The sequence below is a fragment of the Brevibacillus sp. FIR094 genome (assembly GCF_050477165.1).
Classification (GTDB): Bacteria; Bacillota; Bacilli; order Brevibacillales; family Brevibacillaceae; genus Brevibacillus.
In genome coordinates, this window is record NZ_JBEAES010000052.1 from 1 (window position 1) to 22,690 (window position 22,690).

A 22,690-nucleotide genomic window follows, 5' to 3' on the forward strand; every position below is an offset into this window, starting at 1 on the left:
GGCAAATCATTTAATGATAGACTCATTAACGCTTTCGCTGTTCAGTTTTCAAAGAACATTTTTGTTTCATCGCCCAGAGGCGACTTTCTTAATTTACCACATAACCACTTGTGAAATCAAGTGTTTTTTAAAACTTTTTTCTCGGCCGCTCTGCGTTAGCGCAGCAGCAACGTTTGTTAATATAGCATGGATCACAAATAGAAGTCAACACTAATTGAAAAATTATTATCCCATTAAAATAAAACCTGTTTCTCTGTCGCCATTTTCCCCTTCTTTGCATACGATCTCTTGGATCAACAAGCGCTGAAGCATCTTATCTATCACGAGAGGAATCTCAATCTCTGCCTCTTGAATCATCGGATGGTTCATCAACTCTTCCAAACGCCAAGGCCCTGATTTCGTCTCCATGAGTTCAACCAAGTATCGAACAGATTCCTTTGTTCTGGACGCGATCCAAAATTCAATTGCCAGCACAAGTAGTTCAATTCGCTTCTCCAATGCTTCTGCATTAAAAGATAGCTCCTCATACAACTTATAAATAGATGGATCTATCTGTTTGACTTGCGTCCATAATGCTGGCTGAGGATGATCTCCCGCTTCATATACAATGAGACGAGCTAAATAGTGAATCGTTTGAATGGCAGAGTGATGCGCATCCAGCATCATACCTTGCTGCAAAAACTCTTTTGTCTCGTGAAAAAAACGAAGGATTTGGGAATACTCCTTACAGATATGTTTTTTCTGAAGAGAAGAAGACAAACTAGCCAGGCGCTGCTTCATTTGTTTCATATAATGTTCTTTGTCCCAAACGATTTCTGCCCTTCGAAGCATCTCGGCAAGTCGTTCATCCAAACCGCAGATAGCTCCCTTCTCCAGTTGCCACGTGCTGATTTGCTGCTCGATGATTACTTGTTCCTGAAAAAGCATGCGACGGATTTTACCATCAGCTTGGGGCTCATTTACTACAACGAAATAAAAGATTCCCTCGCGAAAAGGGACTAGCATATCCGAATCATTCAAAACAAGCACCGCTTGCACATCCAAACGCTGCTGGAGATTTTTCAGATACGTCTGCCTTAAAGTCATGCCTTGTTCCTCCCTGCCCCCTGGGTTGAACTTATGGATTCTACAAGTCTTGTCCGTTTCCTGCTTGTCAACAGACAAATCCTTTGTATGCTATACTATTCGGTAGGAGGAATGATCATGAAAAATACAGAACGCCTGAGCAAGATCAAACGCATGCGCACATGGGGCAACTGGAGCATGGTAATCGGAATTTTGCTGATGTATACAGGGTACGCATTTTTTGCAGGTTATTTGGACTTTATTCCTTTACTTGGAAGCCTATTAAAAGGCTCTTACATTTTTATGACGCTGCTTTTGATCATCGGGTTCATTCTGACAATGGGCAGTACCGTCTTGTTTATGATTTCCGGGATGGTCTCCACGTCAGCTCCACAGGTGCAATGCCCTTCATGCCAAAAAGTCACCAAGATGTTGGGTAAAGAAGACGCCTGTATGTTTTGTGGACAACCTTTGCGCATAGAAGACGGACATCCTCAGCAAAACCAGACATAATATGATTCCTTTCATCTATACGTAAAAAGCCACCTGCTATTTCCCGAGCATTCGGGATGCAGGTGGCTTTCTTTCGTAAAAGCTGTCTGTCTTTTATTTCAGAGTCTCGTCAATTGCTTGCCATATCTCCGGCACCTCAAAACCACGGCGCCAAGAAGCTGCACCCGCCAAATCGTACTTATTGACGATCTCCATACGCTTCTTCATAGAAGTTACATCTTCTATCCACATTTTATAGACGTTGCCATCCTTCGGGTCTTTGTACTCCACGTAATGTTGACCGGAAGCTTCATCCATAACTGGCGTCAGCTTGCGTTCGTTGATCCATTCCTGGGCTTTCGTCATGGAATAAGCTTTGGAGCTAACCTTCACAGTGCCATCAGCCTGCTTGGCTTCTGTCCACAAGCGTGTGTAAAAAGGTACACCCAGCAGCAGTTTTTCGTTAGGAACCTCTTCCAACACTCCTTGCAAGCCCCGCTCCACCCATGGCAACGATGCGACAGAACCGGCTTTTGGACTCGCTGCCCAATGCTCATCATACGTCATCACCGCAACATAATCGACGACCTCGGCCAAAGCTTTCCGATCCAGGAACATGGACCATTGCTTGGCGTTTGACTTGATCGTCACATCTATGGAAACGGTTAGTCCTTGCTGATGAAGATACGGCGTCAGCTCCCGAACAAACTGAACGAGTTCCTCTTTTTCTTCTAAATACACGTTCTCAAAATCGATGTTGATGCCATCGAGATCGTATAGATGAGCGTAATACAAGAGTTGGGCAATTAACTTATCTCGCTTGTCATAACTGCTGAGAACGGACTTCGTCCAATCAGGATTAAAGCCGTTTGTAACTAAACCCCAAACCTTGTAGCCCCTGTTATGGGCCCATTTGACGTACGCAGAATCGGCTCTGTTCAACAGATTTCCATCTGCATCCTTCATTTCGAACCAAGTAGGAGAAACTACATTTACCCCTGGTAGTGTACCAATTTTTGAAACATCCGGATTTTTACTGACGACGTGCTCCCATACGAGGTTGATCTTGCCCTCAGGCTTCCAAGTAGCATGTTGTTGTCCAGTAGCAGTCGTATGCTCCAGCTGGACTTTGCGCACATCCGTCATCTCAATACTTTTCTCTGAAATGAATCCCCCTACTCCCGAAGCGGTTAAAACGCGGTACCAGTTTTCCTTTTTGCCAAGAACGTCGACAACTTCTCCTGACGACAGTTCTGCTACGATCGGGGTTCGGTGAGAAGCACCGGTACGGACTGCTTGTTTTTCCTCGGCAGCGATCACTTTCGCTTGCTGGATTTCGTAGCCATCTTTTTCGACGACCAGGACACCCGTATCTGCTTTTCGCGTAAAAGAATAAGGATACAGCTTTTCCAAAGGATCCAACGGGACATAGCGTGTGCCGTCGACCTCTTTCACCGGAACGAGTAAATCCACAGGTTTTTTGTTCAGATAGGCGACAACTTCTCCGCTCTCCATCCGAAGCACCTTATCCTTCGTCGTGACGATAACGGAACGTGTGGGCTCATCCCAAAAAATCGCTGGATCAATGTTCTCTTTAATGAAATCAAAGGGTAGCAATATTTGCTCTGATTCCACTATATACGAGGACTCTTTCCGTGAGCCTTCGTATACAATCACATTTTTATCTCCATCATACGGCTGCACATGCTCAGTGGAGGCACGGAGCACAAAAAACCAGTAAATGCTGCCGAAGATGGCCAACAAGAGAAAGCTTAACAAAAACAGTGTGCGAAAAACCCGTCGTTTTCTCCGTCTTGGTCGCAGAGCTCTACCCGACTCCCTGCTCATAATCTCCACCTACTTCCTGGTACATAAGCCTGTCTTCTGACTTCGGCTGTATGATTTGACTCATTATTTCGATCATAGCGTTGGTTCAATCCATTCACAACCTTTTGTATTCTGGTAATTCACGGACAAGCTTCCTACCAAGAAGAAGACGTATGAGAAGCCAAAAGGTTACAGATTTCGACAGAAAGGGTTATGTCCTCCAAAAGCAAACACCCCCTGCATCACCGGGATTATCCGATTCAAGCAGGAGGTGCTCATCCATCCAATACATTCTTAGTGGGGATTCTTTTGACAGGAATCACAAACGCCATAGACTTCCATACGATGTCCGGTAACTTTGAAGCCGATGTCTTTGGAAGCAGCTACTTCTGCATCCCGCAAATACGGAAAGTGGAAGTCACTGATTGCACCACAGGTGGAACAGATTGCGTGATAATGATCTTCTTCCACATTGGCATCGAATCGGCTGGACGCATCCCCGTAAGTGAGCTCTGTAACCAATCCAGCATCTTTAAAGACTCGTAGATTGTTGTAAATCGTTGCAACGCTCATATTCGGGAATTTGCCTTCAAGGGCTTTATATATTTCGTCAGCCGTCGGGTGAGTCATCGTTTCCAGCAAATAGGTCAAAATTGCATGGCGCTGTGGTGTCATGCGAACCCCGGTATTCTTCAGGATTTCAACAGCTTTCTCCACACGTTGTACCATCTTGTTACACCCCACAGTCTTTCGCAAGACAAAAGAACAAGCTTCTCTAATGTCATTGATTAGAATTACTATAAATAAGTGTACGTCTAGTCGGCGAAAACTGTCAATATCCATTCATCCGATTTGAAGAGAAAGAAGTGGAAAATCAAGTTTTTCACTTTGCTTTTGCGGGCTTTTTGGTTGCAGGTTTTTTGGCTTTTTTGGCTTCCGCTTGTGCAAACTTACACATGGATTGGATTGTACAGCTGCCGCACTGTGGATTGCGCGACGAACATACACGTCTGCCGTGCCAGATTAGCCAATGATGCGCATCCGTCCACTTCTCTTTTGGTATGCGCTTCATGAGCTGACGCTCCACTTCGTCCACATTGTCGCTATTCGCAAGGCCTAACCGGTTTCCGACGCGGAATACATGCGTATCGACCGCGATCGCAGGAATTCCGAATGCATTGGACAAAACGACATTTGCAGTCTTTCTACCTACCCCTGGCAATGCTTCGAGCTCGGCATGCGTTTGTGGAACTACGCTATTGTATTTTTCATACAAGATTCTACAGGTCTCTAAAATGTTTTTACTCTTATTTTTATACAACCCGAGCCCTTTTATATGCTCTTCCATTTCTTCCTGTGTCAAATGAAGGTAATGCTCCGGCTGGTTTAGCTGCTGGAACATGGGTGCCGTAATCTCATTTACCCGTTTATCTGTACATTGGGCAGAAAGGATAGTCGCAATGAGAAGTTCAAACGGGGTTGTATAATTCAATTCACAGTGCGCATCCGGATAAAGCTGCTGCAAATTATCCAAAATGTCGGCCACAGGTACTTTGCGTTGTGCCATAAATATATCCCCCTTTTCCCTACATTATACCGCCTTGGTCAACACAGCGATCGATAGCACCGCAAGCTGCACCTGTTGTACAATGAGTCTGGAAGTATTTAACGGGAGGAGGTTTTCCATGAAAGTATTCCTGACTGGTGCCACAGGGTTTGTTGGAAAGGGTATACTCGAGCGCTTGCAGGCAGAAGGATATGAGACGGTTTGCCTCACCAGAGCTGGTTCACCAGGTAAGCTTCCCTACACCGAAACCGCCAATACGCATATAACGGAAGCAACTGGCGATCTATTTGATAAAGAATCATTGATGAGAGCGATGCAAGGCTGCGATGCTGTCATCCACCTCGTCGGAATTATTCGCGAACAACCTGGGAAAGGCATTCTCTTTTCTCGTATCCATGTAGAAGGCACAAAAAATGTACTGGAGGCCGCCAAGCAAGCGGGAATCAAGCGCTTTGTCCATATGAGTGCTCTGGGTGCACGCGAAAACGCCACGAGCGCCTATCACCGAACCAAATACGAAGCGGAGCAGCTTGTTCAAGCAAGCGGTATTCCGTACGTCATTTTCCGTCCATCTGTCATTTTTGGTCCTGGGGATGAATTCGTGAATATGCTCGCCGATCTGGTTCGGTTACCTGTCACACCGGTCATTGGCGATGGCTCCTACCCTTTGCAGCCAGTTGCTCGCAAGACGGTGGCCGATGTATTCGTCCAAGCCTTGAGCAGACCCGAATCAACCAATCAAACCTACGAAACAGGTGGGCCCGAGCCCCTCTCCTACGGGCAAATCCTCGATACGATTGGCGAGGCCCTCGGAAAGCGGAAGGTCAATAAATTTCACATTCCCCTTGCTTTAATGAAGCCTGTGGTAAATATGATGGAGAGATTCCCATTTTTCCCGATTACCAACACGCAGCTCACCATGCTGCTAGAAGGAAACGCATGTAAGGACGGAAAGCTTCTCTACGATACTTTTCACACAGAGAAAATCGACTTTCTCCCGGGAATCACCACTTACCTGCGTACCAAATAAAAAGAAGCCCCCTGCTTGATCCCAGGGGGCTTTTGCCTATTCGTGTAGCGTTTTCTCAACTGTACCTGTTTCTTTATTAATATGACGAGCCACAACGAACAGATAATCAGACAATCGGTTGAGGTATTTGACCACGGACGGGTTTACCTCCTCCTGCTGTGCCACATGGACTGCTTTGCGCTCTGCACGTCTGACGACCGTACGTGAAACATGGAAGGCAGCCGCAGCCGGATGTCCGCCAGGCAAAATAAAATTGGTGAGCGGCGGCAACTTTGCATCTAACATGTCAATTTGCTCTTCCAGAAAAGTAACGTCCTCTTCTGCAATTGGCCAACCTACCTTTTTGCCTTCTGGCGTCGCCAGCTCAGCTCCTACATGGAACAGCTTAGTCTGAATGACATGGAAGACATCCTGCAATTCCTTCCATTCTTCTGTCGTAGGCAACAGGGCCAGTGCCAATCCAATCTGCGAGTTGGCTTCATCGCACGTACCGTATGCCTCTACACGGTCCGCAAACTTAGGCACGCGGACACCTGCAACCAGTGACGTCTCACCTTTATCCCCTGACTTTGTATAAATCTTCATTCCGTATCCCCTCCACAGGTTCCGTTTACAATGCTTCTGCGACCAGAATCAATTCTGAGCTATTCGCATCAAAAGGTGCTTTTACAAAAGAACCGTATCGTTGTGTGACCTTCAAGCCGTTTAAACGAAGCAGATGATGGAGCTCCGCGGGGAAAATATAGCGGAGAGTAAATCGGCCCCTCACCCGTTCCGTCACAACTCCCTGTGCATCCGTACGCTCGTAAATGCGTGTCACTTCGGACAGTTGCTGAAAATGGTCATAACGGGTGTAATCCCACATCGCAACCTCTTCCCCCGACGGGAGTGGATAAGTGCCACGCAAGGACATTTTTTCATTTTCCTCGTAAAAATGATGAATCTTGGGCACAAACACGTTCATGATGAACTTCCCACCTGGAGCCAGATGCTTGCGAATGCACGTCAATGCCTTCATTTGCTCTTGAACATGCAAAAGGTGCAAAAACGACCGAAAAGGAATCATAATCAGCGAAAATGACTCCTGCAGATCAAAGGCGCGCATATCCCCCTGTAATAGCTTCAAGCCGGATGTTACACCTTGTTCCTCTGCTTTTACCTGAGCCCTTGCCAGCATATCCTGGGATAGGTCAATTCCGGTAACGTCGATGCCAGCCTGCGCCATCGGAATGCTGATTCTTCCGGTGCCGCAAGCGAGATCCAGCACCTTTCCTCCTGCCAGATTGGCTTGTTCCAGATAAAACTCAACATCACCCGGAACACCGCGTTGCGTGAGATCATAGTAGTCAGCCCATTGATACATATTGCTCATCTGACCCTCCTATGCTTGCATTTCTTCTGATTGAAGGTAGGCCATAACGAGCTTTGCCGTATTATCGAGTGCTTCTTTGTGTGTACGCTCATGGGAGTGGGATGCATCTACTCCCGGTCCGATCAAACCATGGACAACGTCATATCCGGCTCTCAGTGCAGCACTCGCGTCAGAACCATAGTAGGGATAAATATCCACTTGGTAGTTCAGACCGTTCGCTTGTGCGAGCTTGGTCAGATGGCTACGCAATCCGTAGTGGTACGGTCCAGTGGAATCCTTCGCACAAATGGACACGCAATACTCATCTGTCGTCTGTCCGTCCCCAATCGCGCCCATGTCGACAGCCAGGTACTCCACCACGTTGTCAGGGATGCTGGAGTTGCCGCCGTAGCCGATCTCTTCATTATTGCTGATAAAAAAGTGCGTGGTGTAAGGCAGCTTCTCGCCGGATTCACTCAGTTCTTTCAGTACCCCCAGCAACACAGCTACGCTTGCTTTGTCGTCGATATGGCGGGACTTGATAAAGCCGCTATCCGTTACCGTCACGCGCGGATCAAAGGAGACGAAATCTCCGACGGAAATCCCAAGCGCAAGTACTTGCTCTTTGTTTGTGACCTTTTCATCCAGTCGAACTTCCATGTTCGCCTCATTGCGCTCAGCTTTCCCGGCTTCTGAGCTGTATACATGTACGGAAGCTTTGGTGGACAAAATGGTACCAGTTACAAGACGTCCGCTGCTAGTCTCTACAACGCAGTGCTCCCCTTCAATCGCATTGAACGCAAATCCGCCGATCAAGGTCAACTTCAAACGCCCGTTGCTCTTGATTTCTTTTACCATCGCGCCCAGCGTATCGACGTGAGCAGTCAAGAGTCTTGCTTTGTCGTTATTGGACCCCGCTACTGTTGCAACGATTGCCCCTTTGTTTGTCCGTTTATAGGAAACGCAAAGATTTTCTAACTCTTGTGCAACCCAGGCCATTACTTTTTCCGTATTGCCAGATGGACTTGGGATGTTCGCCAATTGGCAAAAGCTTTGTACAACATATTCCGTAGATACACTCATTTGTATATTCCTCCATTCGCCCATTGCGAAATAAAAGTTAGGATGGAAGCTCTTCCTTAATAAATTGAAGCACTTCCTGCACATGCCCTTTGACCTTTACTTTTGACCATACTTTTGCAATGTTGCCTTCTTTGTCGATGATGAACGTCGTGCGTTCTATGCCCATGTACTCTCGTCCGTACATTTTTTTCAATACCCACACACCATAAGCCTCTGCCACTTGGTGATCCAGATCCGCCAGAAGTGGAAAAGGCAATTCGTGCTTCGCGATAAATTTGTCATGCGATTTCACAGAATCCGGACTGATTCCGAGAACAACTGTATTCAGTTCAGCAAAGCCCGAATGGAAGTCACGAAAGTCGCATGCTTCTGTGGTACATGTCGGTGTTTGGTCCTTTGGATAAAAATAAAGCACTACATTTTGTCCATGAAATTGGGAAAGTGAGAGGGTCTGATTGTCGCTCGCCTGCAAAGTAAATGCAGGTGCAGCTTGTCCTACTGCCATCAAACTTTTCCCTCCTCTCGATAATATCCTGTTTTCGCTGGTCCCATTTTACCACAATCTAGTAGTCACTTCATCCGCATACAAGTTGCGCTTTGATTCAGAAAAGGATAGAATAAAAAAAAATAAAATTTGGCCTAGTCAGTTGGATGGTGAATTCGCATGAAAGAGTTTTTTGAAGTAACAGATCCAGAAGCGCTAAAATCGCTTGCTATAGCGGAACGGGTTAAAATTTTGGAACTCTTTGAAGATTTGGAGCCCAGAACGGCCAAACAAATCGCTACAGAACTAGGCGAAAATGCTGCACGGCTACATTACCATGTGAAGGAGCTCGTGCGTGTTGGGCTGCTCGAGCAAGTGGATACCCGGGTAAAAGGCTCTATTGTGGAGAAATATTATGAGCCTGTTGCCAAGGTCATTCAGGTCAAGCTCCAATTGATGATTGAAGAAAACGCTCAACAATTAAGTGATGTCATGTTTACTCCGTTTCGCACTACGGAAAAAGACCTCATGCGAACTCTCAATCGCTTCGTCGCAAGCGACCAAGATGTTCGGAAAGAATACCAAAATACGTTCGCTTTTAATTTGACTGAATTTTATTTGAGTCAAGAGGAACGTAATCAATTTGTAGAAGACATCTCTGAACTGTTGCAAAAGTACAAAGGGTTCAAATCGGAATCTGGCCGTCGAAAATTCAAGTTTTTCGACATCCTGTTCCCATTGACTCCAGCTGACCCAACAGATGATGCAGATGATCATTTTGATGATTCGGATGAATAAGTCACCAAGAAAACCATCAGATACGATGGTTTTCTTTCATTTTCTAATCAAAGGAGGACTCCAATGCGGACGATCTTGTTTGATTTCGACGGCACAGTTGCCGATACCCTCCCCTTGATCTTCACCGCTTTTCGCGCTACCTTTCAGCAGTTTTTACAAGAGCATTATACTGACGAGCAGATTGTAGCTCTCTTTGGCCCCACAGAAACAGGCATTTTGCAAAACAAGCTTCCCCCACATGCGCATGACAACGCCTTTGCTCATTTTTATCGTGTATACACAGAGGAACACTCCCGCGTACAAAACCCGGGAAATATCCGAAGCATGCTCGATGAACTTCACGCAGCGGGTATCCAAATGGGAATCGTAACAGGAAAAGGACGAAAAAGCGCTGACATCTCCCTTCGAGAATGGGGATTAGATTCGTATTTTTCCGTCGTGATCACAGGGGATGAGGTCACACATCCAAAGCCTCATCCAGAAGGTATTTTTACCGCTATGACACAGCTAGGCGCTACGCCTGCAGAAACCATTTTCGTAGGTGACAGTGATGCTGACGTGTTGGCTGGTCGAGCCGCTGGTTTGCGAAAAGTCGGTGTGGATTGGCTTTCGGTTACACAAAAGTCGGGAAAATTCGATCCCGAGCCTGACTACCACTTTACGGATGTGCAAGCTTTTACCGATTGGATCCTCAGACGCTAGATGAAAAAGGGTGTGCCCTGCCGCCGAAGCGTGGACGCACCCTTTTTTTGTTTAATACGCCCGTCCGAACCAGACACTATACTGTGACTCTTTGCCGCAGCAAAGGCAGGCTTTCTTTTGTACAGGAGGCTCAAACGGGATGTTACGAGAGGTGAACTTGGTTTCCTCTTTGACCTTCGATTCACAAGCATCATCCCCACACCAGCCAGCTAACACCCATCCGCTCGTCTTGTTTTCGCTCTCTTTTTTGGCAATATGATCGGATAGCTGCTCCAGTGTATCAATCCCCAAATATGAGTTCTCATCACGGAAGGCTAGTGCTTTTTGGAACATATTTTGCTGAATCTCTTCCAACAGTTGAACAACTGTCTGCACGATACCTTCAAGTGATACCGTCACCTTCTCCCCTGTATCACGTCGAGCCAGAATTACTTGACCATTTTCCACGTCACGTGGGCCGAGCTCCAGACGCAGAGGAACCCCGCGCATTTCCCATTCATTGAACTTCCAGCCTGGTGTTTCTTCACGAAGATCAGCACGGACACGCACTCCTGCCGCCTTGATGTCGTCAAAGAGTGGATCAAACGCCTCCATCACCTTCTCGCGTAGTTTCATCGGACCAACTGGGATCAAAATAACCTGTGTCGGAGCCATGCGAGGCGGCAACACGAGACCACGGTCATCGCCATGCACCATGATCATCGAACCAATCAGTCGCGTAGAGGTTCCCCATGATGTAGTGTGAACGTACTTGAACTGATTATCACGATCCAAAAACTTGATTTCAAAGCCGCGCGCGAATTTATCGCCCAAATAGTGCGAGGTGCCTGCTTGCACTGCTTTGCCATCCTTCATCATCGCTTCAATGGAATACGTGTCGACAGCACCAGCAAAGCGTTCACTTGGTGTTTTTTGTCCCTTCCAAACCGGAATAGCCAGCTCCTGCTCGACGACCTCTCGGTATATCTCTAGCATTTGCATCGTTTCCTGACGAGCTTCTTCCTCTGTCGCATGTGCCGTGTGGCCTTCCTGCCAGAGAAATTCCGATGTCCGCAAGAACGGCATCGTCCGCTTTTCCCAACGAAAAACGTTAGCCCATTGATTGATTAATACAGGCAGGTCGCGGTAGCTCTGAATCCATTGGCTGTACATATGTCCGATGATCGTCTCGGAGGTTGGACGTAGTGCGAGCTTTTCTTCTAACGGCTCGCCCCCAGCCTCTGTTACCCAAGGCAGCTCAGGATTGAAGCCCTCGATATGCTCTTTTTCTTTTTGAAAGAAGGACTCGGGGATCAGCATCGGGAAATAGGCATTGCGATGCCCTGTCTCTTTGAAGCGCTTATTCATTGCCTCTTGAATTCGTTCCCATAGCTCAAAGCCATCCGGCTTGAACACGATGCAGCCGCGTACCGGTGTGTAGTCCATCAAATCCGCCTTTTTAATGGCATCGATGTACCAACGCGAAAAATCCTCCGATTGCGGTGTAATTTCTTTTACAAACGCTTTGTCCTCTTTCATCCGACTACGCTCCTTTTGATCTTACGTAAAATGCAAAAAATCCCCCATCCCAAAAAGGGACGGAGGATCAACTTCCGCGGTACCACCCTGATTGACTACAGCATACGCCATAGTCCTCTCGATAAACCCGATAACGGTGGGCATCCGGCTAAGCTCTTCACCAGCGGCTTCAGGATGGGATGCAGTTATCCTTTACGTATCAGCCTTCCAGACTAGGGCCGACTCTCTGTCACGTGGGAATAGCTGCGGGTCCTTTCATAGCCTTTTGTGACTATCTATTAACTAAACATATTAGCGAGTCACATCGTGGTTGTCAATTGTTGGTACGCGCAGCGATTCTGGAGCCGAGCTTCACGTAGATCGGATACGCGACCACTGAAATCATAACACCTTTGAAGAGATTGAATGGTACGATTCCGTACAGAACTAATGACCAAATACTTGTCGCATTGAACATAGTCAAGAGCTGTTCAATCGGCATTTGATAAAGCACAGCGTACGCAGGCAACAGTACATATGCATTTGCCACAGCCATGACAATCGTCATCAAAATCGTTCCCAGAGCGAGACCAGTCAGGAAGCCTTTTTTGCCTTGGCCGAGACGCTGCATGTAGACAGCCGCAAAAATAAAGCTTGATCCTGCTACAACGTTTGCGAGCTCACCGATCAACAGACCGTCTGTATTTTTGAAAAGCATGTGCAGTGTATTTTTCAGTACCTCGATAATAACGCCGGCTACAGGTCCGTACATGAGTCCCCCGATCAATGCCGGGAGTGTACTGAAGTCGAGTTTCAAAAAGCTAGGCATCAGCGGAACAGGAACCTCGAGATACTGCAGAATAAATGCAACGGCCGCCAGCATGGGAATCGTCACCAGCTTTTGAGTTGCACGTGTGCGCGAAGAATGCAGCGCTGTTTCTTTCATGTTTACCATCTCCTCATTTTTCTACTCCTTCTTGAGGAATGGCAACAGTCGTTGTAAGCTCACACGTCTTGTTACACAAACAAAAATAAACCCTGTGGTTATAAGTTCCACAGGGCATTTGCAAGCGTATGACAAAACCGTGCGCAAATAAAAGGTACAAGAAACAAGAGGACTGGCCTCTACGTTCTCATCCCGTTTGCACAGGCAAACAAGCACGTGTGATAAACGTACTGTCGTCATCCTTCTCCCATCCAGACTGTACTGTCGGCTCTGGAATCACACCAGATCCTGCACTCCGTCGCTATTTGCAGCTCGGGAGGCTCGCGGGCTTAACATGCACAAAGCATGATCACCGCCGGTCGGGAATTTCACCCTGCCCCGAAGGAATGTGTAGTTGTATACAGCATATTATACTGCTGTTTTTTGATTTGACAATAGAGGAAACTGCCAGCTCGACACTTTTTGTTTATTTTTCCGATTTGTTTAGTTGGAATAATGATAATAATCGGCTTGGTTGTTACCTTGACCAAAAAGAAATAGACCGCCCTTGAGTCCACACTCTGCGGTCTATTTCACAACCAGATTTGAGCCGTACCCCTTTACGGGAAGCGCCGATTGTACCGACCGTTCCGTTTGCAGCCGGGACGGTCTTTACTAGGAATGATAAATAATCAAGAACCTGCTCCCCGATACTTCGTAACTCCCCAGTTCCAGACTAACAGCCCGATCCCGAAAAAGATGACAGCCACTACCGGAGTCATTGCGGCATAAGTGTACCAAACTTCCTTGCGCAAAAAGTAAGCCGCCGGATAAACACCCACAAAGGCAAATGGCAGCACGTAGGTGAGCACAAAGCGAATTGCCTTGTTGTACACGTCTACCGGATAGCGCCCATATTGCTGGATGTTGTAGATCATCGGGGCAATCCCTGTCCGCGAGTCAGAAAAGAAGCTAACCGCAGCAATTGCAGTATACACGCCACCGTAAATCAGTGCCCCACTGATTGAGAGCCCGATAAAGATGAACACGTCGTACCAGTAAAACGACAAATCAAGTTGAATAGCAGCATACCCCATGATGATGATCCCTGTTATGACTCCAAAAATGCGGTCTGGCGCAATCGACTCGAGGCATACCTGTGCCAGATTGTGAATCGGTCTCGTCAGGATGCGATCCATCTCGCCCCGAATGATATACCGTTCGTTGAAGTCCCAAAAACCGAAGAACATTGAGAACAATGCGTATGGAACCAAAAAGAAACCATAGATAAAGATAATCTCATCACGCGTCCAATCCCCCATAAGCGGAACATGCGTGAACACGACAATAATAAAGATGAGATTGATCAACTCAGAAACCAGATTGGACACAAAATCCCCGATAAAATCCGTTCGATAGGCAAGTCTCGTCTTGAAGTACTGACTCAGGTAGTCGGCAAAAATACTGAAAATATGTCTCATGTTTTGCATGCTCTACCCTCCTTGCACAACCAGCTTGTTGCGGGCAAGACGCCACATCACCAAGATGGGAACCAGTATGACAAACATCCAGATGACCTGAAAACCGATCAATTCCCAGGAGCGTTCCGTTGTAATCGCTCCTGTGAAGATCAAGCTCGGATAGTAGTTAACCGCCTGAAAGGGAAGGTAACCCATTACCGTTTGCGCCCATCCCGGGAAAAAGCTGATCGGAAGCACGAGACCAGACAACAGATCCACCACGACCCGCTTGGCTCGCATCATGCCATCGTTTCGGAACAGGAAGAAAGTCAGCAAGCCTGTCACCAGGTTGATTTGTGTATTGATCAAAAACGCACACATCAAGCTGATCAAATACAGCCCCCATCCAGTCGCTGTCGCCGGGAAGCTGAACGGAATGATCAGGCTGATAAGGAAGATCCCTGGACCCGCGAAAAAGAGAAACCGAAAGATCCCTTCCCCAAACGCCTGCGCCGTTTTCACGGACAAGTAATTATAAGGGCGTATCATTTCGATCGCGACCTTGCCTTCTCGGACGTCCTGGGCTATTTCTGTATCGATGTTGTTAAAATAAAACGCACGCGACATCCAAGCAATCGCAACGTAGGAAGTCATCTGTTCCACCGTAAGCCCGCCCAGTTGCTGCTGTCCTCCGTAGATCGCTCCCCACAAAAAGTAGTACGCACCGATGTTGATCGCGTAGATAATGATGCCGCTGTAATAATTCACACGATAGGCAAGCATCGTCAAAAACCTCATGCGGATGAGTTCCATATATAGCTTACGCATGGCTGGCTACCTCTTGGTCTGAGGAATAAATGTTGCGAACAATATCCTCTGTACTCGTCTCCTCGATTTTCACGTCGCTGACTTCAAAGGCTGACATGACCGTCGACAAAACAAAAGGCAGCATTTCCTGACTCCGCGCTACTTTTACACTGAGAGTAAAATCATTGATTTGCTCGATCTCACAAGGCATCTCTCCCAATGCCTGACGGAGTGCGGCTGTTGACGTGCGCTTTTTCATTTGGAAGGACACCTCTGTGCCATTGCCCCATTTTTCCTTGAGGTCATTCAACAAGCCATCGAAGATCAGCTTCCCTTTGTCCATGACAAGCACGCGTTTACAGAGTGCTTCGATGTCTGACACATCGTGAGTCGTCAACAAGATCGTCATATTTTCCGTCTCGTTCAGATTGCGGAGAAACTCTCGGATTTTTTGCTTAACGAGCACATCGAGTCCAACTGTCGGTTCATCGAGAAACAGCAGGCGTGGCTTATGAATCAATGAAGCAGCCACTTCACAGCGCATCCGCTGACCGAGACTCAGCTTGCGCACTGGCTGACTGACGAACGGAGAAATCTCCAGCTCCTCAATCAAACGCTCCAGCCACTTTTCTCCTTCTGCCTCATCTACCTTATAAACACTCTTCAACAGACGGAAGGACTCTATCGGAGAAAGATCCCACCAAAGCTGAGAGCGCTGCCCGAAAACAACTCCGATGGAACGAACGTACTCTTCCCGCTGCTTGAAAGGCACATAGCCGTTAATGACGATTTCTCCGTTGCTCGGGGTCAAGATACCCGTCAGCATCTTGATCGTGGTCGATTTTCCGGCACCATTTTCCCCAATCAGCGCGAACATTTCCCCTTCCTTTACTGTAAAGGAAAGGTCATCCACCGCATTTACCGTCTTATACTCCCGACTGAACAAATCTCGAAAAGCACCACCAAGGCCTGGTCTGGACTGATGGATGCGGAAATCCTTTTGTAAATGATTTACCTGAATCATGGAAAACCGTCCTTTTTTCTTCGCTTAAATACCATTTGTAGTGTATATGAGCCAATCGAATTGTGCAAAAGGCAAACTGCACCAAACTGTTAATGAAGATAAAGGATCATTCCCGTTTTGTCGTCTGACTTTTTGAAGCGGATATACTGGATGCATTCGGGATCGTTATTTTCCAGAGAGATGAGCTCGTCAGTATAACGTTGCAGCCCTTTATGTACGATCGGCAGCACCGTCTCTTCCCACTTCGGCTGTACTCCACCTAAAGCTCTCGGCATGAAAAGACCATCCGTTGCCATTACCAACGCTTTCACACCAACTCGATTCATGCGTCCATACTCTATAAAATCCCGACAGGCAACATCGCCATTCAACACGCCGTAGCCTCCTGGTCCATTCGCCTGATAGCGGTTATGGATCAGGATGTTCATACATCGTTCGTACAGCTCTGCTCGGGTACACAATCCTTCGTTGATTCCTTCTTCCCACTTCGCCAAGGCTGCCTGTTCCAAATGGCTGACTTGCGTATGCGTCAGAGGTCGTACAGTGTCATCATCATAAACGGCAAATATCATGCAATCTCCCAACTGCGCGTACTCGATATGGGCATCTCCTACACGGACGACTGCACAGGCCGCTCCCCACAATGCTTCCTTTTTCTCAAGATCAATGCCGCTTTGCCGCATCTGCTCCTGAAGGGCTAAGTTTATCGTCTCCAAATAATCGTGCAAAGCTGCATCCTCCGGCATTGCTTCCAACTGCTTTTTTACGAGCTCAGCCGCGATAGCTCCGCCTGTTTGTCCTGCTGCGTTCTCATACGGAATCAGCGACGTAATGCCGTCGATAACCGCATACACATGCTTGACCTGCTGAATCACATAGGCGTCCTCATTGCTTTTGCCGCTTCCTTTCATGAAGATGCTCTCAAGTTTCATGATGACCCCGCCTTTACCCATGGAGTGATTTGCTTGAAAATTGTATCACTTTTCCTTTTCTTCATCTATAGCTCTCCGTTCATATCCAGTTGTTGAACAGCTGTGGTAAGATAATGAAGGACTTTTTCCAAAAGAGGTTGGTAAGAAAACCTTGATCGAGGCCAATTCATGGAGGAGCGACCGCTTTTTAGCGGAAAGCTTCCATACGCTCCGGAATTTATTTTATAAATTCCTTTACGATCAAAAAGAAAAGAGGGAATATGCATGAAACGTGAACGATCCGCGCAACTGCACGAGGAAGCACTCGACGTCATTCTAGGCGGGGTAAACAGCCCTTCCCGCTCTTTCAAGGCTGTAGGCGGGGGAGCACCCGTAACGATGGAACGTGCCCAGGGCGCGTATTTCTGGGACGTGGACGGCAATCGATATATTGACTATTTAGCAGCATATGGCCCCATCATTACTGGCCATGCACATCCACATGTGACCAAAGCGATTTGTGAAGCAGCTGCCAACGGAACCCTGTACGGCACTCCGACTCCATGGGAAATCACCTTCGCAAACATGATCCGCGATGCAATCCCTTCGATGGAGCGCGTTCGATTCAATAACTCCGGTACAGAAGCAGTCATGACCTGCATTCGTGTAGCACGTGCCTATACCGGTCGTGTCAAAATCATCAAATTCGCAGGCTGCTACCACGGCCACTCTGATTTGGTGCTCGTTGCTGCCGGCTCCGGTCCATCTACCCTGGGAATCCCGGACAGTGCAGGTATTCCACAAAGCATTGCCAGCGAAGTTATTACTGTACCTTTTAATAATGTCGAAGCATTCGCTGAAACTATGAACAAATGGGGAAGCGAAACGGCTTGCGTCCTCGTAGAGCCGATTGTCGGCAATTTCGGTATCGTAGCACCTGAGCCTGGCTTCTTGGAAGTGGTTAACCGCATCACACACGAAGCAGGCGCACTTGTCGTCTACGATGAAGTGATTACGGCCTTCCGCTTCTGCTATGGCGGAGCACAAGACCTCCTCGGAGTCGAGCCTGATCTGACTGCATTGGGTAAAATTATCGGTGGCGGACTGCCAATCGGCGCTTATGGCGGTCGTCGGGAAATCATGGAGCAAGTCGCTCCACTTGGACCGGCGTATCAAGCGGGAACAATGGCTGGTAATCCTGCTTCCATTCGTGCGGGAATTGCCTGCCTGGAAGTATTGAAGCAGCCGGGTGTATACGATGAATTCGAACGACTCGGCGCCATGCTTGCGAACGGAATCACTGAGGCAGCCAACAAACACGGCGTCACCATCCAGCTCAATCGTGTAAAAGGAGCATTGGCAGTTTACTTTACGGACGAGCCTGTTCATGATTATGATGCAGCTCAGAAAGCGAATGGAGAAATTTTTGCTCGCTTCTTCCAGCTGATGCTGAATGAAGGTGTATGCCTGGCACCATCTAAATATGAAGCTTGGTTCGTAACCACAGCCCATACAGAAGAAGACATTCAATTCACCATCGCAGCTGTAGACCGCGCCTTTTCTCAGCTGTAAACCATTCCCACGTCCTTTCGCATCCGTCCAAGGAAATAATAAGTCTGTTCGCGATTATGTTTTCGAGGAGGATATTTCGGTGTCCAAAGGTGAAAAATCATATCCGCAGGCTCCTGAAAAGACGTTGGAATCCAAAATGAGCAGTAAAATGCTCGAAGTGACCGGCTTTCAAAACCCGCGAAAAACCGAGCATCACAAAACCCAAAATCACGACAGATAATCAAGAAACAGACACATTCCCAATCATGATGACGAGGAATGTGTCTGTTTTTTCGCATGCGGCAACATTGTCAATAATGGTCAGAGATTGTACAATAAAATAGTGAAACTGTCATAGGACTTATTCGTATACATGAATATGGGACAGAATGAAGTAGTAAGGTTACATGTATGGCTTAGCAACATTTCGTTTTCATAGATTACAACGAGGAGTGAGTGTGGAATGTTTTTCCATCCTATGGATTTCCTGATTCTGATTGCATTCGGACTGTCGCTCTGGGCACAGTTTCGTGTGAAAGGAACTTTTAACAAATTCGCTGAAGTTCCTACCTCCTCCGGTCTTACCGGTGCAGAGGCCGCCCGCCGCATGCTAGATGCGAACGGCTTGACGAACGTTCCTGTTCAACATATCCCAGGTACATTGACTGACCACTACGACCCGACTGACCGTGTCGTACGCCTGTCTGATCCTGTATACTTCGGCAACTCGATTGCCTCTCTGTCCGTTGCTTGTCATGAGGTCGGCCATGCGATTCAGCACAAGGTCTCGTACCCAATGCTGGTAGCACGCCATCGCATTTTCCCAGTAGTCAATTTGGTTTCTGGTGTGGCTCCATTGCTACTGTTGGCTGGTTTCTTCTTTAAAATGGCTGGACTCTTGCTCATCGGGATTATCTTCTTCTCCGGAGCGGTTGCCTTCCAGCTCGTCACACTGCCAGTTGAGTTTAATGCAAGTAGCCGTGCGAAAGAACTGATGCTCAAAATGGGCTTCATCCGCAATGAAGAAGAACGTGGCGCAAGCAAAGTACTGGGCGCAGCCGCTCTGACGTACGTAGCTGCCGCTTTGATCTCTGTTCTGGAGTTGGCGAAATACATCATGATTTTCCGTAGCTCTGACGACTAATGGTTTAACGTAACTGCAAAGGTACAGCTCTCTCGCATGGGAGGCTGTACCTTTTTTCATACAGCTACGTTACAATTAGGCGGGGGGTTTTGCATATGCGAATTGGAATCATTGGATTAGGCAGTATGGGACAAATGCTGGTGAAATCACTCTGTAAAAGCGGTGTCATCCAGCCCGAGCATATCACCGTCTTCAATCGAACAAGAGAAAAGGCTGAAAATCTGCAAGCATCACATGGCATTCTCATAGCTGAAAGCGCGCAAGAGGTGTGCGACCAGGCAAATCTGGTCTTTCTCTGCACAAAGCCACTGGATATCCTGCCTGTGCTGCGTGAATTGTCTATCCCTGAAAGTGTACATATCGTTTCTGTGGCAGCAGGTGTTAGCATCGATGATTTGGAAACCGTCCATGCTGGTGCCGTAAGCAAGGTAATTCCTTCAGTCACTTCGCAAGAACTGCATGGTGTATCTCTATTTACATCCAGCAGTCAAACAAGTGCAGAGGATCGCAATGAGCTTCTCACTCTCCTGTCTTCTATTAGTCAATCACAGGAAGTATCCGAGGTCGAGATCGAAACAGCGACAATCCTCACCAGCAGCGCACCGGGACTGATCGCAGGAATTCTTGATTCGTTCGCGCAGGCAGCCGTTCGCAAAACACCAGAGCTTGACCTGGATACGGCGAGAAGCATGCTGGTGGAAACGATGCTAGGAACCGCTCTTTTGCTCAAAAACGAACAGCTTAGCTTTGACCAGCTGATCGAGCGCGTTGCTACCAAAGGTGGCATTACCGAGGAAGGCTTGCGTGTTCTTGACAAAACGCTTCCTTCTGGATTTGACGAGTTGTTTGCGATGACAGAATCCAAGCACGCTGCTTTGAAGATACTTGTCCAACAACAAATACAAGCATAAATCGCGGATAGGAGAACATGACGATGATCATCGGTTGGATTGGTTTGGGAAACATGGGCATACCAATGGCTAGCAATCTGCTGGCTGCAGGCTACGACGTACGTGTCTGGAACCGTACACCTGGAAAAGCTGCACCATTGGTGGCATTGGGTGCGAAAGAAACTGCGACTTTGTCCGAGCTGGTAGCACAAAGCGATGTACTATTCACCATGGTAAGCGACGATGATGCCGTAAAAGCAATCTATGCGGGCCTAGATGGTCTCCTGAGTCTTCCTGTGCAAGGAAAGCTGGCGGTGGACATGAGCACCATTTCACCGGATACTTCCCGTTTTCTTGCCGAGCAGGCCAAACAAGCTGGGCTGCGCTTTCTCGATGCTCCTGTCTCTGGCAGTGTAGGACCTGCAAAAGAAGGGAAGCTCGTCATCATGGTAGGCGGTGAACAAGCGGATTATGACGTAGCCAAGCCGATGCTGGACAAGCTGGGCAAAGCAGCCTTTTATTTGGGACCAAACAGTGCTGGCACGTCTGCCAAGCTGGCGATCAATCTGTTGCTTGGCATTACGGTACAAGGTGTCTCTGAGACATTGCTGTTCGCTCGCTCTCTCGGCATTGGCACAGAACAGATGCTGGACATCATTTCCGAGAGCGCCGTAGGAACCCCATTAATCCGCGGAAAAGCAGCCTCAATCCTCGCTGACGACTATCCGGCTGCCTTTGCCCTGAAGCATATGGCCAAGGACCTTCGACTAGCGCATGAAGCAGGCGTTTCTACACCTTTGGCGGAATCCGTCAATGCCACCTATCGTCATGCACTGGAATCAGGACTGGGAGAGCTCGATTTGATGGCGATCCTGCGTCACCTCGGTGGAAAATAGGCTTCGTGTTTAGATTGACCTTATATATGAAACAGCGGCTACCTAAGACCTGAAAAGTAACGTCTTAGACTGGCCGCTGTTTTTTGCATTCCACGCAGAGCATACGCCTATGTTTGACATATATTGCTTACAAAAGGAGGAGTATGCTATGCATCCAAATTTTCAATATGTACAATACAGTCATCGACTCCCTGTATACGCTGGTAAGACCTTTCGCTATGATTATGAAGATGGCAATGTATTTATCATTCATTTCTTTGACGCTACTCATCGGCACGATGAAGGAATTGCTGGACCGCATAAAGGATTTAATGGTTACTATACATTCGATTACGTGGAGATAGCTCCTTGCGTATATTTTATGTACTGGTTGGAAGAAGTCTACACGGTCAGCCAAGTTGCTGATTTTAATAGGATGCTGGTCTATACGCATTATACCTATGATGCACAGGGTGTTCGAAAAAGTCTGTTCCACTCCGGTACCATAACCGAACTAGACTAGACAGATTCACCTCATAATCCGTGAAAGCTGACAAAGCGAAAGACCGGAATTGCTTCCGGTCTTTTGTCGTCCAATACGCTATTGTTTGGCCTTCAGCCACGCATTAAAAATCTTTGCTTCCTCTACTGCTCGTGGATCTGACAATACATCACCGGGTTTGTTGCCTTCCCCGATCATATAACCCGTAAATGGCATTCCGACAAAAGAAAAAACATACTGAAACTGTTGAATCAGTGGTAGCCCCTTCAATCTGGGCTGGTCTCCGCCAGTCGTAATGACATATGCCTGCTTTTGCCCGAGAGATTCTTTGAAGGAATAACGCTTGTCACGCAAGCTCTGCGACCAGCGATCCACATAGTTTTTCATATGCCCGGACATGCCGTACCAATAGATTGGCGTAGAGAAAATCAGAAAATCATGGGCGAGCACCGCTTCTGTCACTTCATCGTAATCATCCGTGATTGCATCGAAGCCTCCCTCGTCATGCCTTTGGTCGTGAATCGGTTGGATCGTCTTCTCTCGCAACCGGATGCTCGTATGAGGCACTCCCTCCAATACCAGATTGGTCAACTGTTCTGTGTTTCCTGCATCTCTGGAGCTTCCATGCAAAACGAGAATCTTCATGTAATCACCCATCCATACATCTTTTTTTGCTCCTTTTATTGTATGGTGAAAGAAAGACTT

At 47.5% G+C, this 22,690-nt stretch carries 25 protein-coding genes and 1 riboswitch; of the genes, 10 read left to right on the top strand and 15 right to left on the bottom strand.

Annotated features, from left to right (window positions below; genetic code table 11):
* Positions 1-225 precede the first annotated feature (225 nt).
* Positions 226-1,086 carry a nucleotidyltransferase-like protein gene (locus ACQ5DJ_RS27785; RefSeq protein ID WP_429845266.1) on the bottom strand — a complete coding sequence of 287 codons (861 nt, stop codon included), beginning with the start codon at positions 1,084-1,086 and terminating at the stop codon, positions 226-228.
* Between the two features lie 117 nt (positions 1,087-1,203).
* Between ACQ5DJ_RS27785 and ACQ5DJ_RS27790 the strand changes: the two genes are divergently transcribed.
* Positions 1,204-1,578: a YgzB family protein gene (locus tag ACQ5DJ_RS27790; RefSeq protein WP_007728760.1), complete on the top strand. Its 375-nt coding sequence runs from the start codon at positions 1,204-1,206 to the stop codon at positions 1,576-1,578.
* Between the two features lie 93 nt (positions 1,579-1,671).
* On the opposite strand, the gene ACQ5DJ_RS27795 is transcribed toward ACQ5DJ_RS27790, so the two are convergent.
* From ACQ5DJ_RS27795 to nth, 3 genes are all read right to left on the bottom strand, one after another.
* Positions 1,672-3,405 (bottom strand): glycosyl hydrolase family 18 protein, encoded by a 1,734-nt coding sequence (locus ACQ5DJ_RS27795; protein WP_429845267.1) that lies wholly within the window; start codon positions 3,403-3,405, stop codon positions 1,672-1,674.
* Positions 3,406-3,678: 273 nt separating this feature from the next.
* A complete protein-coding gene (gene perR / locus ACQ5DJ_RS27800) occupies positions 3,679-4,113 on the bottom strand; it encodes a peroxide-responsive transcriptional repressor PerR (RefSeq protein WP_039961469.1) in 435 nt (144 codons plus the stop codon).
* A gap of 154 nt (positions 4,114-4,267) precedes the next feature.
* The gene (gene nth, locus ACQ5DJ_RS27805; protein ID WP_144617507.1) at positions 4,268-4,951 is read right to left on the bottom strand and encodes an endonuclease III; all 684 of its coding nucleotides are present in this window, start codon (positions 4,949-4,951) and stop codon (positions 4,268-4,270) included.
* A gap of 118 nt (positions 4,952-5,069) precedes the next feature.
* Between nth and ACQ5DJ_RS27810 the strand changes: the two genes are divergently transcribed.
* Positions 5,070-5,981, top strand: a complete 912-nt coding sequence (locus tag ACQ5DJ_RS27810; protein ID WP_429845268.1) for an SDR family oxidoreductase — start codon at positions 5,070-5,072, stop codon at positions 5,979-5,981.
* 36 nt (positions 5,982-6,017) lie between these two features.
* On the opposite strand, the gene ACQ5DJ_RS27815 is transcribed toward ACQ5DJ_RS27810, so the two are convergent.
* Genes ACQ5DJ_RS27815 through bcp form a run of 4 tightly spaced genes read right to left on the bottom strand, consistent with a single transcriptional unit; the run spans position 6,018 to position 8,923 of the window.
* Entirely contained in the window at positions 6,018-6,566 is a 549-nt protein-coding gene (locus ACQ5DJ_RS27815) for a cob(I)yrinic acid a,c-diamide adenosyltransferase (protein ID WP_429845269.1), read from the bottom strand.
* Between the two features lie 25 nt (positions 6,567-6,591).
* On the bottom strand, positions 6,592-7,353 hold the full coding sequence (locus tag ACQ5DJ_RS27820) for a class I SAM-dependent methyltransferase (protein WP_429845270.1): 762 nt from the start codon (positions 7,351-7,353) through the stop codon (positions 6,592-6,594).
* A 9-nt stretch (positions 7,354-7,362) separates the two neighbouring features.
* Entirely contained in the window at positions 7,363-8,415 is a 1,053-nt protein-coding gene (locus ACQ5DJ_RS27825) for a M42 family metallopeptidase (RefSeq protein ID WP_429845271.1), read from the bottom strand.
* 37 nt (positions 8,416-8,452) lie between these two features.
* The gene (gene bcp, locus ACQ5DJ_RS27830; protein ID WP_429845272.1) at positions 8,453-8,923 is read right to left on the bottom strand and encodes a thioredoxin-dependent thiol peroxidase; all 471 of its coding nucleotides are present in this window, start codon (positions 8,921-8,923) and stop codon (positions 8,453-8,455) included.
* A 156-nt stretch (positions 8,924-9,079) separates the two neighbouring features.
* On the opposite strand from bcp, the gene ACQ5DJ_RS27835 reads away from it, so the two are divergent.
* Complete coding sequence (locus ACQ5DJ_RS27835) at positions 9,080-9,697, top strand: helix-turn-helix domain-containing protein (protein ID WP_429845273.1); 618 nt, start codon at positions 9,080-9,082, stop codon at positions 9,695-9,697.
* 63 nt (positions 9,698-9,760) lie between these two features.
* Positions 9,761-10,399, top strand: coding sequence for an HAD family hydrolase (locus ACQ5DJ_RS27840; RefSeq protein ID WP_429845274.1), 639 nt, complete (start codon positions 9,761-9,763; stop codon positions 10,397-10,399).
* Between the two features lie 51 nt (positions 10,400-10,450).
* Here ACQ5DJ_RS27840 and proS read toward each other — a convergent pair whose 3' ends face one another.
* The 6 genes from proS to ACQ5DJ_RS27870 all read right to left on the bottom strand — a co-directional run bounded on the left by proS (position 10,451) and on the right by ACQ5DJ_RS27870 (position 17,044).
* Positions 10,451-11,917 carry a proline--tRNA ligase gene (proS, locus tag ACQ5DJ_RS27845; RefSeq protein ID WP_429845275.1) on the bottom strand — a complete coding sequence of 489 codons (1,467 nt, stop codon included), beginning with the start codon at positions 11,915-11,917 and terminating at the stop codon, positions 10,451-10,453.
* Between the two features lie 313 nt (positions 11,918-12,230).
* A complete protein-coding gene (locus ACQ5DJ_RS27850; protein WP_007729829.1) occupies positions 12,231-12,842 on the bottom strand; it encodes an ECF transporter S component in 612 nt (203 codons plus the stop codon).
* 235 nt (positions 12,843-13,077) lie between these two features.
* A riboswitch (FMN riboswitch) is annotated at positions 13,078-13,232 on the bottom strand.
* A gap of 281 nt (positions 13,233-13,513) precedes the next feature.
* Positions 13,514-14,311: an ABC transporter permease gene (locus ACQ5DJ_RS27855; RefSeq protein ID WP_106657734.1), complete on the bottom strand. Its 798-nt coding sequence runs from the start codon at positions 14,309-14,311 to the stop codon at positions 13,514-13,516.
* A 3-nt stretch (positions 14,312-14,314) separates the two neighbouring features.
* Entirely contained in the window at positions 14,315-15,109 is a 795-nt protein-coding gene (locus ACQ5DJ_RS27860; RefSeq protein WP_007729824.1) for an ABC transporter permease, read from the bottom strand.
* Positions 15,102-16,112: an ABC transporter ATP-binding protein gene (locus ACQ5DJ_RS27865; protein ID WP_429845276.1), complete on the bottom strand. Its 1,011-nt coding sequence runs from the start codon at positions 16,110-16,112 to the stop codon at positions 15,102-15,104. Before ACQ5DJ_RS27865 ends, ACQ5DJ_RS27860 begins: the two co-directional genes overlap by 8 nt.
* 89 nt (positions 16,113-16,201) lie before the next feature.
* Positions 16,202-17,044, bottom strand: coding sequence for a protein phosphatase 2C domain-containing protein (locus tag ACQ5DJ_RS27870; RefSeq protein WP_429845277.1), 843 nt, complete (start codon positions 17,042-17,044; stop codon positions 16,202-16,204).
* A gap of 264 nt (positions 17,045-17,308) precedes the next feature.
* On the opposite strand from ACQ5DJ_RS27870, the gene ACQ5DJ_RS27875 reads away from it, so the two are divergent.
* The 6 genes from ACQ5DJ_RS27875 to ACQ5DJ_RS27900 all read left to right on the top strand — a co-directional run bounded on the left by ACQ5DJ_RS27875 (position 17,309) and on the right by ACQ5DJ_RS27900 (position 22,006).
* A complete protein-coding gene (locus ACQ5DJ_RS27875; protein ID WP_429845278.1) occupies positions 17,309-18,595 on the top strand; it encodes a glutamate-1-semialdehyde 2,1-aminomutase in 1,287 nt (428 codons plus the stop codon).
* Between the two features lie 79 nt (positions 18,596-18,674).
* Positions 18,675-18,815 carry a hypothetical protein gene (locus ACQ5DJ_RS27880; protein ID WP_429845279.1) on the top strand — a complete coding sequence of 47 codons (141 nt, stop codon included), beginning with the start codon at positions 18,675-18,677 and terminating at the stop codon, positions 18,813-18,815.
* Positions 18,816-19,037: 222 nt separating this feature from the next.
* Positions 19,038-19,718: a zinc metallopeptidase gene (locus ACQ5DJ_RS27885; protein WP_048031441.1), complete on the top strand. Its 681-nt coding sequence runs from the start codon at positions 19,038-19,040 to the stop codon at positions 19,716-19,718.
* A gap of 95 nt (positions 19,719-19,813) precedes the next feature.
* Positions 19,814-20,629, top strand: a complete 816-nt coding sequence (locus ACQ5DJ_RS27890) for a pyrroline-5-carboxylate reductase family protein (RefSeq protein ID WP_429845280.1) — start codon at positions 19,814-19,816, stop codon at positions 20,627-20,629.
* Between the two features lie 23 nt (positions 20,630-20,652).
* Positions 20,653-21,504 (top strand): NAD(P)-dependent oxidoreductase, encoded by an 852-nt coding sequence (locus tag ACQ5DJ_RS27895; protein WP_429845281.1) that lies wholly within the window; start codon positions 20,653-20,655, stop codon positions 21,502-21,504.
* Positions 21,505-21,652: 148 nt separating this feature from the next.
* Positions 21,653-22,006: a MoaF-related domain-containing protein gene (locus ACQ5DJ_RS27900; RefSeq protein ID WP_429845282.1), complete on the top strand. Its 354-nt coding sequence runs from the start codon at positions 21,653-21,655 to the stop codon at positions 22,004-22,006.
* A 78-nt stretch (positions 22,007-22,084) separates the two neighbouring features.
* Here the strand turns inward: ACQ5DJ_RS27900 and ACQ5DJ_RS27905 are convergent, their stop codons facing one another.
* Positions 22,085-22,630: a flavodoxin family protein gene (locus ACQ5DJ_RS27905; RefSeq protein ID WP_429845283.1), complete on the bottom strand. Its 546-nt coding sequence runs from the start codon at positions 22,628-22,630 to the stop codon at positions 22,085-22,087.
* Between the last annotated feature and the right edge of the window lie 60 nt (positions 22,631-22,690).